This window comes from Methylobacterium sp. J-077, assembly GCF_022829365.1.
Classification (GTDB): domain Bacteria; phylum Pseudomonadota; class Alphaproteobacteria; order Rhizobiales; family Beijerinckiaceae; genus Methylobacterium.
Genome location: NZ_JAKSYJ010000196.1, coordinates 218339 through 232760, shown reverse-complemented (window position 1 = coordinate 232760; position 14422 = coordinate 218339). Strand labels below are relative to the sequence as shown.

Below are 14422 nucleotides of genomic sequence, written 5' to 3'. Positions count from 1 at the left end.
CCTGATCATGGCGACGCAGCGCCCGTCGGTGGACGTGATCACCGGGACGATCAAGGCGAACTTCCCGACCCGCATCAGCTTCCAGGTCACCAGCAAGATCGATTCGCGGACCATTCTCGGCGAGATGGGCGCGGAGCAGCTTCTGGGTCAGGGCGACATGCTGTTCATGGCCGGGGGCGGGCGCACGACGCGCGTGCACGGGCCGTTCTGCTCGGACAGCGAGGTCGAGAGCGTGGTCGCCCACCTCAAGCGCCAGGGCCGCCCGAGCTACCTCGACGCCGTCACGGCGGACGACGAGGAGAGTTCTCCCGAGAAGGGCGCCAAGACCGGCAAGGCCGGCGCGGCCGAGCTGGAGCTCGACGGCGCCGTGTTCGACCAGGGCTCCTTCGGCGAGGCCGGCGGCGACCTCTACGACCAGGCCGTGCAGGTGGTGCTGCGCGACCAGAAGGCCTCGACCAGCTACATCCAGCGCCGGCTCCAGATCGGCTACAACCGCGCCGCCTCCCTGATGGAGCGGATGGAGACCGAAGGCATCGTCGGCCCGGCCAACCACGCCGGCAAGCGCGAGATCCTGCTGGAGGATGCGGCGAACTGAGACTCTCTTGGCTCGGCCGAGGGGCGGATTTTTCTCCCCTCTGCGCGACGATGTTCACCTATCGCATCTTGCAGAGCCCGACGGGCCCCCTCTCCCGTTCGGGAGAGGGTTGGGGTGAGGGACCAGGTCTTTCCGGAAAGGTCGCATCCCTCACCCTGCCCCTCTCCCGCGCGGGAGAGGGGACCTGTGTTAGATCCGGCATACCGTGAAGCCGGTGGCCCTCAGAGGGGGGAATAGAGACGCGCCGGTCCGGCCTTCGGCTCCTCTCGCAGCGATCCGTGAACGGCATCGTCCCACACGCGTCGCGCGGGGATCCCCGCCCATACGGCGAAGTCCAACACGCCCGGAAAAAAGAAACGCCCCTCTTGCGGAACCGCTCCGCAAAGCAAACGTTACGCGCGTGCGAGGCTCGGAAACGAGTTCGCTAGTTGGGCGCCGGTCTTGGTGTCCGGCGTCTCTTGTAGTCACGTTGCTCAACGGAGGATGTGGTTATGAGGACTTACGACGTTGCGCCCCTGTTCCGGTCGTCCATCGGGTTCGACCGTCTGTTCGAGCTGCTGAACCAGCCCGAGCGCGTCGAGACCACGGCGGCCTGGCCGCCCTACAACATCGAGAAGGTCGCGGACGATCAATACCGCATCACCATGGCGGTGGCGGGCTTCACCCCCGACGAGATCGAGCTGACCCAGCAGGATACGGTGCTCCTCGTGTCGGGCCAGAAGACGGCCCCGGAGACCGAGCGGCAGTATCTGCACCGCGGCATCGCGGCCCGCACGTTCCGCCAGACCTTCAACCTGGCCGACCACGTGAAGGTCGTGGGCGCGAACCTGGAGAACGGGCTCCTGACCGTCGCGCTCAAGCGCGAGGTGCCGGAGGCCCTGAAGCCCCGCCGCATCGCTATCGGCGGTGTCACGGCCACCTCCGGCCAGGACAACGCGCCCGCGCAGATCGCCGAGGGCAAGGTCGCCCAGCCCAGGGGCGCCGAAGCCAGGGTGACCGAAGCCAAAGCCGCCTGATCGCGGGCTGTCCGGGTCCGGGCCGCCCGATCCGCGGCCCGCCCGGGCTCCCCCGTTGGATGAAGCGACATGCCGCGCGAGCCCGCGGGCCGCCGCCGGTTATCCGAACGAGAAGCCCATGACAGCAAACTGAAGGAGACAGCCATGAGCGTGAGAGACCTGATCCCGTGGACCCGCAGCGCCTCCAACCCGGCGCCGGCCGCCCTGGCGAACGAGGCGTCCAGCCCGTTCCTGACGCTCCACCGCGAGGTGAACCGCCTGTTCGACGACGTGCTCACCGGACTCAGTGCAGTTCCGAGCCTGGCTGGCCGGGGCCTCGGTTGGCCCAAGGTCGAGCTGGTCGAGGCCGAGGGCAGCCTGAAGCTCTCGGCCGAGCTGCCCGGCCTCGACGAGAGGGATGTCGAGCTCCTGGTCGAGGACGGCGTGCTGACCCTGCGGGGCGAGAAGCGCTCGGAGAATACCGACACGACGCGCGGCTATTCGGAGCGCAGCTACGGCCGGTTCGAGCGGGTGATCGCCCTGCCGTTCCCCGTGGAGGAAGACAAGGCCGAGGCGTCGTTCCGGAACGGCGTGCTCACCGTGACGCTGCCGCGCTCGGCCAAGGTGCCGGAGCGTGGGCGTCGCATCGCCATCAAAGGCGGAACCGGCGCCCAGAGGACGGCGCATTGAGGCGAGCCGCCGATCCGGCGGGTTCGCAACGCATGACGCGGCGGCCGGCATGGACCGGCAGGACGACCGAGAGCCGACCTGCCGGCCGCCCCAACCTTTGCTGACGCACAGGAGGGTCGCATGCAGCCCATCGACATCACCCCGATCGACACATCCATTGAGCGCCTCGGCCCGATGGCCGCGGCCAACCTGAGGGCGACGGCGGTCGACCCGTTCGAGGCCTTCGTGGCGCCGGGCGACGTGTTCCGGCACCCGCGGGAAGTCCTGTCCTATCCCGGCCTGTCGCGGGCCGAGAAGCGCGCGATCCTGGCCTCCTGGGCCTCAGACGCGTGCGCCGTGGAATCCTGCCCGACGCTGCGCTGCCTGCCCGGCTGCCGGTCCGAGCCGGTGCCGATCGACGCGATCCTGGCCGCGCTCCAGGCCCTGGACGGCGCCTCCGCCCCCAGCGCGCCGGCGACGCGCAAGCCCCGGATCCCGGTCGTGCTCGGCCGCCGCAAGCAGCGCGGCTCGGCGGCGCCGGATCCCATCCTGAACTGAAACCGGGAGGGAAGCGATGACGAGCTTCGACCTGAAGGACCGCTATCGGTGGCCGGGCCGGCTCCGGCGCGACCGGGCCGGGCCGCCCGCCGAGGCGGCGGAGCGGGAGAGCTGGTCCATTCTCACCGGCTGGATCGCGTCGGTCGCCCTCTGCCTCGCCCTGGCCGCCCTCAGCCCGGCGCCGGCCATGCCCTGGGTGCTGGCGGGGCTGCTGAGCCTGGCGGGCTTCGTCTGGCTCGGCGCCGCGATCACGCGGGCCGGGCCGCCGGCCAATGCCACGCACCTCACCGCCTGGGACGCCGCCCTCCTCGCCTTCGCGGCGAGCTTCGGCGTCCAATCCGCCGGGCGCCTCGGGCTGCTGGGCACCTGAGCGGCGCATCACCACCGGCGTGCCGCTCGACGGCCACGCCGTCGGGCGGGGCTTCTGGTTTCGCATCGTGTCCCGAAAGCCGGCACCCCGCTTTCGGGACGAGACTCCAGGGAGGCACATATGCAGGATCGTCACATCGGACTCGGACACAACAATCCCCCGGCCTTCATCGCAGCCGCCCCGTGGCTCGCCGGCAGACAGGCCCTGATCCGGCGCCAGACGCGTCCCGTGGACACGGCCGGCCGCGCCCGGGACGGCATGTGGGTCCTCACCTTCGCGCGCGAGACGCCCCCCGAGATCGAGCCCTTGATGGGCTGGACCGGCGGCGGCGATCCCCTCGCCACGGATGTGCGGCTCACCTTCCCGACCCGGGCGCAGGCCGTCGCCTACGCGGAGCGCCAGGGCCTCGATTACAGCGTGGAGCCGGAGCCCGCCGCGGTGCCCCGCAAGCGTCCTGGCAAGCGTCCTGTCGGCGCGGCGCGCTCGGATGAGCGGCGGCAACCCGGACGCGCGCCGCTCCGCGTGGTGCTCGGCCGGAAACAGGCGCCGGCCGCGCCGCCGGGCTACCCGGACGGGCCGGACCTGGAACGCGCCCTGATCAACCCGGCCGCGGTGTTCGCCACGCCGGCCGCCGTGCTGGACCACCCGCGGCTGCTCCGCGAGGGCAAGCGCGAGATCCTCTGGCGCTGGGCCTGGGACGAGTACCTGAAGGAGGTGGCCGCCGCCGAGGGCATGGCCGAGGGCGAGCCCTCGCAGCTCGAAGCGGTGAAGGCCGCGCTCCTGGCGCTCGGCGAGCCCTGGCGCCCGAAACCCTCCGCCCCGGCGGTCGCCGTTCCGGTGCGGCGGGAGGCGGATGAGGCGCTGGTTCTCGCGGCCTAAGCCGGGCGCGCCTCAGACCGGATCGAGGCCGAGTTCCCGTTTCAGGCCGGTCCAGCCCGGCGGCGTGACCTGCACGGCACGCGTCGTCCCGGAGCGGCGCAGCCAGCCTTTCGCGCAGAACAGGCTCATCAGCTGGACGCCCAACGGGCCGGCGAGATGGTGCTCCCGCTCGGTCCAGTCGAGGCATTGCCGGGCCAGGTCGTGCCGGCCCGGCTTCAGCCGGTCGACCTCCAGGCCGAGGCCCGCGAACCACGCCACGCCGGCCGAGGGCACCGCGAAGCGCTTGCCCTCCGCCGGCAGAAGATAGCTGCGCGCCTGCAGGGCGCCCGTGACGGCGACGCCCAGGCGGCCGGCCAGGTGATCGTAGCAGCAGCGCGCGAACCGCAGCTCCCGCGCCTCCCGGCTCAGGGGTTTCGACCGGACGGGCGCTGCCGGGCCGATCGCCGCAAGGGTCTCCAGCGCCAGGGCGACCTGTGGACCGGCCAGGCGGTAATAACGGTGGCGGCCTTCGGTCTCGACCGCCAGGAGGCCGCCCGCGAGCAGCTTGCCGAGATGCGAACTCGCCGTCTGCGCGGTCACGCCGGCGGCGAAGGCCAGCTCGCCGGCGGGCCGCGCCTGTCCGTCGAGCAGAAGCATCAGCATCACGGACCGTGCCGGGTCCGCGATCAGGAACGCCGCCGTGGCGAGGCTCGGGTGCGGATTCATGGTCGGTCTCCAGCGCAGCTAACCCACCCTGCCACCGAAGCGGCGCGGATGCTTCGACACGCATCGAAGCATCCGGTCTCGCCCCTCCGCTAGGGTCCCGGTCATTGCATCCGATCCGAGGCTGCCATGACCGAAACGCGCGATGCCGACATCCGCCACATCTACGAGCGTTGGCACGAGACGGTGCTCAACCGCGACATCGACGGCCTGACGGCGCTCTATGCCGAGGACGCCATCCTGGAGAGCCCGCTGGTCCTGGCCGAATCGGGGATCGATGCGTCCGGAATCCTGACCGGCAGACCCGCGATCCGGCGTTTCTTCGACGCGTCGCTGCGCAAGCCCGGCAGTGCGCTCGGCCGCTGGTACCGCACCGGCACGGTCTTCTGCGACGGCAGCCAGCTCACCTGGGAATATCCGCGCGCCACGCCGGAGGGCGACCAAGTCGATCTCGTCGAGGTGATGGACCTCGCAGCCGGGCTCATCGCCCACCACCGGGTCTACTGGGGCTGGGTCGGCTTCCGGGCGCTCGCCCCGATCCTCAAGGGATCGGCGCGGTAACGCGCCAGCGGTAGGTCACGCCACCGAGAACCGGAACATCGTGACCGCCCGGAACACCTCACCCGGCCGCAGCACCGCGGAGGGGAAGGCCGGCTGGTTCGGGGCATCCGGAAACCCTTGGGTCTCGAAGCAGACGCCGTCGCCGGAGCGGTAGATCCGGCCGGAGGGTCCGATCAGCGTGCCGTCCAGGTTGTTGCCGGTGTAGAACTGCAGGGCCGGCTGCGTGGTCGCCACGTCGAGCCGTCGTCCGCTGGCCGGATCGATGCAGGTCGCGGCCGGGCGCAGGGTCCCGGCGGGGCCGCGCAGCACGAAGGTGTGGTCGTAGCCCTTGGCGAAGGTGAGTTGCGGGTCGCCGATCCGGATGCGATCGCCCAGCGCGTGAGGGGCGCGGAAATCGAACGGGGTGCCGGCGACCGGCCGGATCTCGCCGGTGGGGACCTGGGTCGCATCGGTGGGGGTGAAGGCGTCGGCCTCAAGCTGGACCACGTGGTCGAGCACGCTGCCGGTCCCCTCCCCGGCCAAGTTGAAGTAGCTGTGGTTGGTGAGGTTCAGAACCGTCGGCCGGTCGGTCACCGCCTCGTAATCGAGGCGCAGCAGCCCGTCCTCGGGCAGGCTGTAGCGCACGCGGACATCGAGGTTGCCCGGAAACCCCTCCTCGCCGTCGGGGGAGCGGCGGGCCAGGGCGAGGCTCGTGCCGTCGGCCGCCTCCACGTGCCACAGATGTTTTCCGAAATTCTGGTCGCCGCCATGTAGGGTGTTGGGCGCCTCGTTCACCGGCAGCCGGTAGGTCTGGCCGTCGAGGCTGAAGCGTCCGCCCGCGATGCGGTTGGCGTAGCGCCCGACCACGGCGCCGAAGCTCGGGCTCAGGGTCTCGTAGCCCGCCAGCGTGTCGAGGCCGAGGACGACGTTGGCGCTGCGGCCGGCCCGATCGGGCACCTCGATCGCCGTGATCACCGCGCCGAAATCGATGACGTGGACGCGCAGGCTCCCCCGGGCCAGCAGGTGCCGGGTGACCGTCTGCCCGTCCGCGGTGCGCCCGAAGATGTCGCCCGGCATGCTCGCGTCTCTCGATCCGGAGGTTCGATCTATCAACTTTAGGGCGCCGCCAGCCCCGGATCCTGCCCGTTGGCCTCCAGGCTCCGCGCGACGAGCCCGTCCGCCTTCGCCTGCGCCAGGAAGTCGGCGAGGTAGGCCGCCCCCGCGTCCCGCCCGACCGGGAGGCCCATCGCCTGCGGGATGTCCATGAAATGCCCCGGCAGCAGCCGCACATCCTTGTGAGCGGCCGCGTAGGCGGAAAGCGGCTGATGGACCCCGGCGGCGACGTCGAGCCCGTCCCGGGCAAAGGCCGTGACGGCCTCCGCGGAAGTCGGCGCCCGCACCAGGGTGGCGTGGCGCAGCGCCCGGGTCAGGAACAGGTCGTAGGCGCTGCCGCGTCCCACCGAGACGCGCACCCCGTCGCGGTCGATCGCCTCCGGGCTCCGGATCGGCGAGGCGGCCGGCACCAGGTAGCTGCCGGCGATCAGCACGTAGGGCGCCGTGAAGGCGATGCCTTCGGCGCGCTTCGGGTCGATCGCCAGGAAGCAGATATCCCAGGTCCCGGACCCGGCCGAGCCCGAGACGGCGCCCGCCCCGGGGAAGGTCACGAAGGCCACCGGCACGCCGAGCTTCTGCGCCAGCGCCCGAGCGAGATCGACCGACACGCCGGCCGGGCCGGCCGGCCCGGATCGCGCCAGCACCGGATTGCCGAGGTTGATCGCCGCCCGGAGCGTCCCGGTGGGGGCGAGGTCATGCAGGATCGCGGCATTGGGCGTCATCGGGTTCATCTCCGCGTGGGCCGGGGCGGAAACGAGCAGGGCGCACAGCGTCGCGGCGATCCGGATGGTCATCCCCGGCCCCCGCCCACCGCCCGTCGGCGCCCCCGCGCCAGCATGTTGAGCCCCTCCACGCCGGCCGAGAACGCCATGGCGGTGTAGATGTAGCCCTTCGGCACGTGCGCGCCGAAGCCTTCGGCGATCAGCGTCATGCCGATCATGATCAGGAAGCCCAGCGCCAGCATCACCACGGTCGGATTGCGGGCGATGAAGGCCGAGAGCGGCTCGGCCGCGACCAGCATGACGATCACCGCCACAACGACCGCCACCATCATCACCGGCACGTGCTCGGTCATGCCCACCGCGGTGATGATCGAGTCGATCGAGAACACGAGGTCGAGGAGCAGGATCTGGCCGATCGCCGCGCCGAACCCGATGGTGCCCCCGGTCACCGTTCCGTCGGTCGGGTCGGGATCGACGCTGTGATGGATCTCCTTTGTGGCCTTCCACAACAGGAACAGGCCGCCGCCGATCAGGATCAGGTCGCGCCAGGAGAAATCCTGGCCCAGCACCGAGAAGACCGGCTCGGTCAGGTGCACGATGAACGCGACCGTGCCGAGGAGCCCGAGCCGCAGGATCAGGGCGAGGCCGATGCCGATCCGCCGCGCCCGGGTCTGCTGGTCGGCCGGCAGCTTGTTGGTCAGGATCGAAATGAAGATCAGGTTGTCGACGCCGAGCACGACCTCCATCACCACGAGGGTCGCGAGCGCGACCCAGACGGCCGGCTGGCTGGCAAGCTGGATCAGGTCGGTCACGGGTCGGGCGTCTCGTGGTTCGGAAACAGGCGATGGCCGAGGGCGGTGAGGTCGAACGGGCCGGGTCGGCTCGCCGGGTCGGGGGCGAAGACCTGAAGGATCTTCGGAAACACCTTGAAATGGGCGGGGGTGTGCGTGGTCAGTTCGCCGTCGGTGTTCACCGGCCGGGGCTTGCGCGTCACGATCTTGATCTCCTGAGTCTGGAAGGCGCGCACGTCGGCGGCGCGGCCATGCGTGCCCCGGCGCAGGGCCGGCAGGAGCGCGATCAGCCGCCACCAATGCGCGACCTCCAGGCTGTAGAAATCGAGCTTGCCGTCGTCGACCGTGGCGGTCTCTTCCACGGTCATGCCGCCGCCGTAGTGCCGGCCGTTGCCGACCGAGACCTGGATGGTCGTCACCCGCTCGACCGTGCCGTCATGCTCGATCGTCACGGTGAACGGCCGCACGCGGCGCAGCACCCGGATCGCCGCCACCGCGTAGCCCAGCACCCCCCAGGTCTTCTTCGATTCGGCCGTGAGCTCGCCCGCCAGTTCCGCCGAGAAGCCGATGCTGGCGACGTTGAAGTAGTAGTGGCCGTTGACCCAGCCGAGATCCACCGGCCGCGCCGCCGCCGTCGGGATGAACCGGGCCGCCGCCAGGGGATCCAGCGGCAGGCCGAGCGAACGGGCGAGGTCGTTGGCCGTGCCCAGCGGCAGGATTGCCAGCGGCAGGCCGGTCTCCACCAGAGCGGGCGCGGCCATATTCATGGTGCCGTCGCCGCCGCCGAGGATCACGAGGTCGACATCCTTGGCGCGCGCCCGGATCTCCTCGCGGCAATCGGCGTCCGGCGGCGGCTCCACCGGTTCGATGCCGCCGGCGCGCAGGATGCCCCGCACCGCGTCGAGATCGAGGCCGCCGTTGCGGGCCTTGGCGTTGCAGATCAGCAGCGCCCGGCGCCGGTCCGCACCCGTCACCGGACTCATGGCCGGCTCCGATGCGTCAGCAGGGTCGCCTCGGTCTCGGGTCGGTCCACGGGAACCTCGATGCGCAGGGCGGAGAACGGCCTGAAACGGGCGACGGCCAAGATTGTCCCCACTTGGTAGCGGAACGATCGAACGCAACCCCGTCATCCACGCAATCCCCGGCTGGTGTCGGCCGGGCAGATCGGCAGAGTCGTGGGTGCGCCCGGACAAAACCGTGGAACCGCTTCGGCATGCGGGCGCGTTCTCGTCACGTCCGCCCCGGCCGCCAGGAAGGCACCGATGCCCGCCACCATTCCCACCCGACCACGTGCCCTCGCGCTCGGCGTGATCCTGCCCCTGGCGCTGGTCGGCGGCGCCTCGGCCCAGCAGCAGGGGGCGGGCTCCCAAAAAAGTTCCTGGGTCGATCCTCCGGCTCGTACGTCGACCGCCGCGCCGCCGGTCCCGGCCAAGGAGCCGATGAAGGCCACGGCTCAGGGGCAGGCCAGGCCGCCGGCGGACGGGAAGGAGCCGGTCCGGCAAGCCGCCAGGCCCGAGCCCGCGGACGACGCCCTGCCCAAGGCGACCTCGACCAGGGCCGCGGCCCCGAAGCGCGCCGCCCTGGAGCGCCCGGCCGCCCGCGAGACCCTGCAGCGCCACGCCCCGCGTCCCCGGCGGCTCGCCGACACGCCGGCCGCGATTGCGCAGGCGCCGGCCTCCCCGGCCTCCCACGAGCGGGCCGCCATCGCCCGGGCGCTCGCGGCGAACTACCTCGCCACCGTCTCCAGCTCGGGCGACACGATGGTCGGCACCGCGCCGCATTTCTACGGGACGCGGGTGCGCTTCTACGGGCACCCGATCTCCCTGGCCGGGCTGCTCGCCGAGAAGCGCAGCTTCGTCCAGCGCTGGCCGGAGCGGCGCTACGAGCCGCGGGCGATCCAGACGGCGTGCGATTCCGAGACCTGCACGATCCGCACGATCGTGGATTTTCGCACCGCGAACCCGGATCGCGGCGCCATCTCCACCGGGGCGGCCGAGCTGATCCTGGAAGTGAGTTTCTCGGGCACGCGCCCTGTGATCGTCGGCGAGACCGGTCGGGTCCTGCGCCGGAGCGTCCAGGCCGGAACCCTGGCTCCCTCGCCCGGCAAGGCGTAAGAGCAACCGCGCAGAACGCCCGGTCACCGGGCGCCGCCCTCTGTACGGACGGCGCCGCGGGCGTTCTGTGAGAGGCTCTCAAGCGGCCTCCGTGTGGCGCACGGCGAGGCCGGGATCGGGTTTATGACGTCTTCAACGGTGGCGGCGGAACAGGGAGCGGGGCCGGCGCGTCCGGCCCTCGACGATCCGGAGCGCGCCGCCCTCCGCGAGGCGATCCGCGCCGCGATCGCCCGGGCGCGGCCGCGCCCGGTGGCGGTGCGGACCCTCGAGCTCATGGCCGAGGCCGCGATCGTGTCCGGGGCGTATGGCTACCGGGTTCTCGACCGGCACGGCGTTCTCCGCATGCGTTCGGGCACCTCGGAGCCGATGACGCTCGCGGATTTCGTGGCCGAGCTGCAGGCGCGGCACCCCGCGCTGTTCCTGCCCGCGGAACCCGAGCCTGCGCCCGTGCCCGCCGCCGAGGAGGCCAAGGATTCGCCGATCCTGACCGGCGCTTACGAGATGAAGGCTGCCACCGCGCGCTTCGTCGGGCGCTCCACCGAGCAGGGGCGGGCGTTGGCGCAGAACGCGGCCGGCCGGTTCGGCACGCTGCGGACGGGATTGCGGGCCCGGTTCGGCCGCCCGGCCGGTGAAATCGCTGCGCCAGAGCGTGGCCCGGACCCCGTTGCGGCCTGGAACGCGGGGCCCGGCCGGCTCGGCGGGGCGGTCCGCGACAGCTTGCGCGCGCAGCTCGGTTTCGGCGGCGCGGTCGGGGATGAGAGCGGCCGCCATCGGCGCTGGCTCGTCGGCGCGAGCGCGGCCGCCCTGGTGGCGGTGGTCGCGGCAGGGCTGGTCCTGGCCGGCCGGGAGCCCGAATCGTCGCGCCCCGCGGCGACGCAGCCCCAGGCCGCCAATGCGCCGACCGCGGCTCCGGCGAACCCTTCGGCGACACCGCCCACGGCGTCCCTGGCCGCGCCCCCCGACACGGTGACACCCCCGCCCGAGACCGGCGGCGATCCCGAAACCGATACGCCGCCGCCCGCGGCCAACGCCATCATCGGACCGGCCCAGGTGGTCGACACCGCGACCCTGAAGGTCGGCGGCAAGGTCGTTCACCTGTTCGGTGTCGAGTGGGTGCGGGGCGGCCAGGCGGAGGAGCTGGCCCGCTACATCGGCGGCCGCACGGTGACCTGCCAGCCGGCGCCGGGCAGCGACAGCATGAACTGCCTGGTGAACGGGCGCGACCTCTCCGAAGTCGTGCTGTTCAACGGCGGCGGCCGGGCCTCCCCGGAGGCGAGCCCGGAACTCGTGGCGGCCGAGGATCACGCCCGCAGCGAGCGGCTCGGCGTCTGGAAGCGCTAGGTCTTCGGTTCGGCCCCATCCCGAAAGCCGGAACCCACCTTTCCGGATGAGGCGCTACGCCGCTCTCCCAGGATCGAATCGTGGATGGGACGACGCCGTTCCTCCTGCCGGGGATCGCTCGCACGATCACACCACCAGATTCACGATCCGCCCCGGCACGACGATCACCTTGCGGGGCGGCTTGCCCTCCAGGATTTTTTGAACCGTCTCCAGGGCCAGGGTGGCGGCTTCCACCGCCTTGGCGTCGGCGTCGCGCGGCACGGTCACGTCCGCGCGCTTCTTACCGTTGATCTGGACCGGCAGGGTGATCTCGTCCTCGACCAGGAGCCCGGCTTCCGCCTCGGGCCACGGCGCCTGAGCAGCGAGGCCGGGCCGGCCCAGCGCCGTCCAGCATTCCTCGGCGAGGTGCGGCATCATCGGGGCGATGAGCTGCACCAGGATGCCGGCCGCTTCCGTCGCCGCCGCGCGTGAGACCGGACCCCGCAAGCCATCCTCGAGGGCGTTGGCCAGGGTGTAGATATGGGCGACGCAGCGGTTGAAGCGCAGGCGCTCGATATCGTCCTGCACGGCGGCCAGCGCCCGATGGGCAGCCTTGCGCAGGGCGAGGTCGGCGGCGCCGTCGCCGGTGGCCGCCTGGGCGGCGTTGACCAGGCGCCAGACCTTCTGGACGAAGCGGGCGGCGCCCTGCACGCCCTCCTCGCTCCAGATCACGTCGCGCTCAGGGGGCGAGTCGGAGAGCACGAACCAGCGCGCCGTGTCGGCGCCGTAGCTCGCGATGATGTCGTCCGGGTCGACCACGTTCTTCTTGGACTTCGACATCTTCTCGATCGGACCGATCGCGACCGGCGCCTGAGTTTTCACGTGAAACGCGCGGCGCTCGCCCTCCTCCGTGGAGAAGCGGATCTCGGCCGGCGGCACCCAGGCGCCGGCCGCGTCCTTGTAGGTCTCGTGGACGACCATGCCCTGGGTGAACAGGCCCGCGAACGGCTCCGAGACGCCGGCCCAGCCGGTCTCGCGCATCGCCCGCATGAAGAACCTTGCGTAGAGCAGGTGCAGGATCGCGTGCTCGATGCCGCCGATATACTGATCCACCGCCAGCCAGCGATCGACCGTGGCCCGGTCGGTGGGGGCGTCGGTCAGCCAGGGCGCGGTGAAGCGGGCGTAGTACCAGGACGAATCGACGAACGTGTCCATCGTGTCGGTCTCGCGCCGGGCCGGCGCGCCGCATTGCGGGCACGGCACGTTGCGCCAGGCCTGGTCCCGCTCCAGCGGGTTGCCCGGCTGGTCGAAGGACACCTCGTCCGGCAGCCTCACCGGCAGGTCGGCGACCGGCACCGGCACCGGGCCGCAGCTCTCGCAATGGATGATCGGGATCGGGCAGCCCCAGTAGCGCTGGCGCGAGACGCCCCAGTCGCGCAACCGGAACTGGACCTTGCGCTTGGCAACGCCCTCCGCTTCCAGGCGGCGGGCTACGGCCTCAAACGCCTCATCGGTGGTCATGCCGTCGAGGAAACGCGAATGGATCATCCGCCCGTCCTCGACATAGGCGGTGGTAGTGATCAGGAAGGCCTCCGGGTCCTGCCCCTCGGGACAGACCACCGGGACGTTGCCGAGCCCGTACTTGTTGGAAAAGTCGAGGTCGCGCTGGTCGTGCGCCGGGCAGCCGAACACCGCGCCGGTGCCGTACTCCATCAGCACGAAATTCGCGACGTAGACCGGAAGCTCCCAGGCCGGGTCGAGGGGGTGGCGCACGGTCAGGCCGGTGTCGAAACCGAGCTTTTCCGCGGTGTCGATCGCCGCCTGGGCGGTGCCGGTGCGCCGGCATTCCTCGATGAAGGCCTGGAGGTCGGGGTTTGTCGCGGCAACCGCCGCCGCCAGCGGATGGTCGGCGGCCACGGCCAGGAACCGGGCGCCGAACAGGGTGTCGGGCCGAGTGGTGTAGACCTTGATGTCACGGAGGATCCCATCGGCCGCGAGTTGAGCGGCTGCGGCGCGGGCGTCCGGCACAAGTGCGAAAAGAACCTCCAGCCCCTCGGAGCGGCCGATCCAGTTCTTCTGCATCAGCCGGACTTTCTCCGGCCAGCGGTCCAGCCCGTCGAGGGCTGTGAGCAGATCCTCGGCGAAGTCGGTAATCTTGAAGAACCACTGGGTCAGCTCGCGCTGCTCGACCAGGGCGCCGGAGCGCCAGCCGCGCCCGTCGATCACCTGCTCGTTGGCCAGCACGGTGTGGTCCACCGGATCCCAGTTCACCTTGGCGGTGCGGCGCGTGACCAGCCCCTTGTCCAGGAAGTCGAGAAACATGCGCTGCTGGTGCTTGTAGTAGTCGGGATCGCAGGTCGCGATCTCCCGGCTCCAGTCGAGCGACAGGCCCATGGCCTTCAGCTGGTCGCGCATCGACGCGATGTTGGCATAGGTCCAGTCCCGCGGGTTGACCTTGCGCTCCATGGCGGCGTTCTCGGCGGGCAGCCCGAACGCGTCCCAGCCCATCGGGTGGAGCACGTTGAAGCCCCGGGCGCGCTTGTAACGGGCGACCACGTCGCCCATCGCGTAGTTGCGCACATGGCCCATATGGATTCGCCCCGACGGGTACGGGAACATCTCCAGCACGTAGTATTTCGGGCGCCCGTCGGCATTGTCGGTCTCGAACAGGCGCTGCTCCGCCCAGGCGGCCTGCCAGCGGGGCTCGGCATCCTTGGCGTTGTAGCGCTCGACGGCGGAGGGGGCGGTGCTGGTCATGGATCCGGCTGGGTCAGGGGCTCGGCGGCTGATCGGGGAGCGCCGCGGCACGTCGCGGCCCAGTAGCATATCTGCGCCGGAGCCGGTCAACGGAGCGCGCGATTTGGCCTTGCGCGGGACGCGCGGGGGCATAGGTCCGTTGGAAGCACACACGATACACGAGAGCGGCCATCGCCGGGCTGATTCCAACCCACGCCCTCATCCTGAGGTGCCCGCGCCAGCGGGCCTCGAAGGAGGGCTCCAGATGTCGCGCGGCCAGCTGGAGGGCTCCTTCGAGGCCTCCGCTGCGCTCCGGCA

The 14422-nt window shown here is 71.3% G+C and carries 15 protein-coding genes; 9 read left to right on the top strand and 6 right to left on the bottom strand.

Going from position 1 to position 14422, the window contains the following annotated elements:
• The 6 genes from MKL11_RS23755 to MKL11_RS23730 form a co-directional block, all read left to right on the top strand.
• A partial coding sequence (locus MKL11_RS23755; RefSeq protein WP_279600672.1) for a DNA translocase FtsK occupies nt 1-595 on the top strand: 595 nt, incomplete at its 5' end.
• Nucleotides 596-1086: 491 nt separating this feature from the next.
• Nucleotides 1087-1611 (top strand): Hsp20 family protein, encoded by a 525-nt coding sequence (locus MKL11_RS23750; RefSeq protein WP_243947816.1) that lies wholly within the window; start codon nt 1087-1089, stop codon nt 1609-1611.
• A gap of 144 nt (nt 1612-1755) precedes the next feature.
• The gene (locus MKL11_RS23745; protein ID WP_243947814.1) at nt 1756-2280 is read left to right on the top strand and encodes an Hsp20/alpha crystallin family protein; all 525 of its coding nucleotides are present in this window, start codon (nt 1756-1758) and stop codon (nt 2278-2280) included.
• 120 nt (nt 2281-2400) lie between these two features.
• A complete protein-coding gene (locus tag MKL11_RS23740; RefSeq protein ID WP_243947813.1) occupies nt 2401-2817 on the top strand; it encodes a hypothetical protein in 417 nt (138 codons plus the stop codon).
• Between the two features lie 16 nt (nt 2818-2833).
• Nucleotides 2834-3187 carry a hypothetical protein gene (locus tag MKL11_RS23735; protein ID WP_243947812.1) on the top strand — a complete coding sequence of 118 codons (354 nt, stop codon included), beginning with the start codon at nt 2834-2836 and terminating at the stop codon, nt 3185-3187.
• A gap of 120 nt (nt 3188-3307) precedes the next feature.
• On the top strand, nt 3308-4066 hold the full coding sequence (locus MKL11_RS23730; RefSeq protein ID WP_243947811.1) for an NADH dehydrogenase ubiquinone Fe-S protein 4: 759 nt from the start codon (nt 3308-3310) through the stop codon (nt 4064-4066).
• A gap of 12 nt (nt 4067-4078) precedes the next feature.
• Here the strand turns inward: MKL11_RS23730 and MKL11_RS23725 are convergent, their stop codons facing one another.
• Complete coding sequence (locus MKL11_RS23725) at nt 4079-4771, bottom strand: ArsR/SmtB family transcription factor (RefSeq protein ID WP_243947810.1); 693 nt, start codon at nt 4769-4771, stop codon at nt 4079-4081.
• 126 nt (nt 4772-4897) lie between these two features.
• Here MKL11_RS23725 and MKL11_RS23720 point away from each other — a divergent pair, with 126 nt between their 5' ends.
• Nucleotides 4898-5329, top strand: coding sequence for a nuclear transport factor 2 family protein (locus tag MKL11_RS23720; RefSeq protein WP_243947808.1), 432 nt, complete (start codon nt 4898-4900; stop codon nt 5327-5329).
• Nucleotides 5330-5344: 15 nt separating this feature from the next.
• Here the strand turns inward: MKL11_RS23720 and MKL11_RS23715 are convergent, their stop codons facing one another.
• Genes MKL11_RS23715 through MKL11_RS23700 form a run of 4 tightly spaced genes read right to left on the bottom strand, consistent with a single transcriptional unit; the run spans nt 5345 to nt 8917 of the window.
• Nucleotides 5345-6385: an aldose epimerase family protein gene (locus tag MKL11_RS23715; RefSeq protein WP_243947806.1), complete on the bottom strand. Its 1041-nt coding sequence runs from the start codon at nt 6383-6385 to the stop codon at nt 5345-5347.
• A 38-nt stretch (nt 6386-6423) separates the two neighbouring features.
• Complete coding sequence (locus MKL11_RS23710) at nt 6424-7215, bottom strand: ABC transporter substrate-binding protein (RefSeq protein ID WP_243947804.1); 792 nt, start codon at nt 7213-7215, stop codon at nt 6424-6426.
• Nucleotides 7212-7955 carry a TerC family protein gene (locus tag MKL11_RS23705; RefSeq protein ID WP_243947803.1) on the bottom strand — a complete coding sequence of 248 codons (744 nt, stop codon included), beginning with the start codon at nt 7953-7955 and terminating at the stop codon, nt 7212-7214. Before MKL11_RS23705 ends, MKL11_RS23710 begins: the two co-directional genes overlap by 4 nt.
• Nucleotides 7952-8917: a lipid kinase gene (locus MKL11_RS23700; protein ID WP_243947802.1), complete on the bottom strand. Its 966-nt coding sequence runs from the start codon at nt 8915-8917 to the stop codon at nt 7952-7954. The genes MKL11_RS23705 and MKL11_RS23700 overlap by 4 nt, the downstream gene beginning before the upstream one ends.
• Nucleotides 8918-9196: 279 nt before the next feature.
• On the opposite strand from MKL11_RS23700, the gene MKL11_RS23695 reads away from it, so the two are divergent.
• Together MKL11_RS23695 and MKL11_RS23690 are read left to right on the top strand one after the other, a co-directional pair.
• A complete protein-coding gene (locus MKL11_RS23695; protein WP_243947801.1) occupies nt 9197-10048 on the top strand; it encodes a hypothetical protein in 852 nt (283 codons plus the stop codon).
• 123 nt (nt 10049-10171) lie between these two features.
• On the top strand, nt 10172-11389 hold the full coding sequence (locus MKL11_RS23690) for a thermonuclease family protein (protein WP_243947800.1): 1218 nt from the start codon (nt 10172-10174) through the stop codon (nt 11387-11389).
• 126 nt (nt 11390-11515) lie between these two features.
• Here the strand turns inward: MKL11_RS23690 and leuS are convergent, their stop codons facing one another.
• Entirely contained in the window at nt 11516-14125 is a 2610-nt protein-coding gene (leuS, locus tag MKL11_RS23685) for a leucine--tRNA ligase (protein WP_243947799.1), read from the bottom strand.
• Nucleotides 14126-14422: the final 297 nt, after the last annotated feature.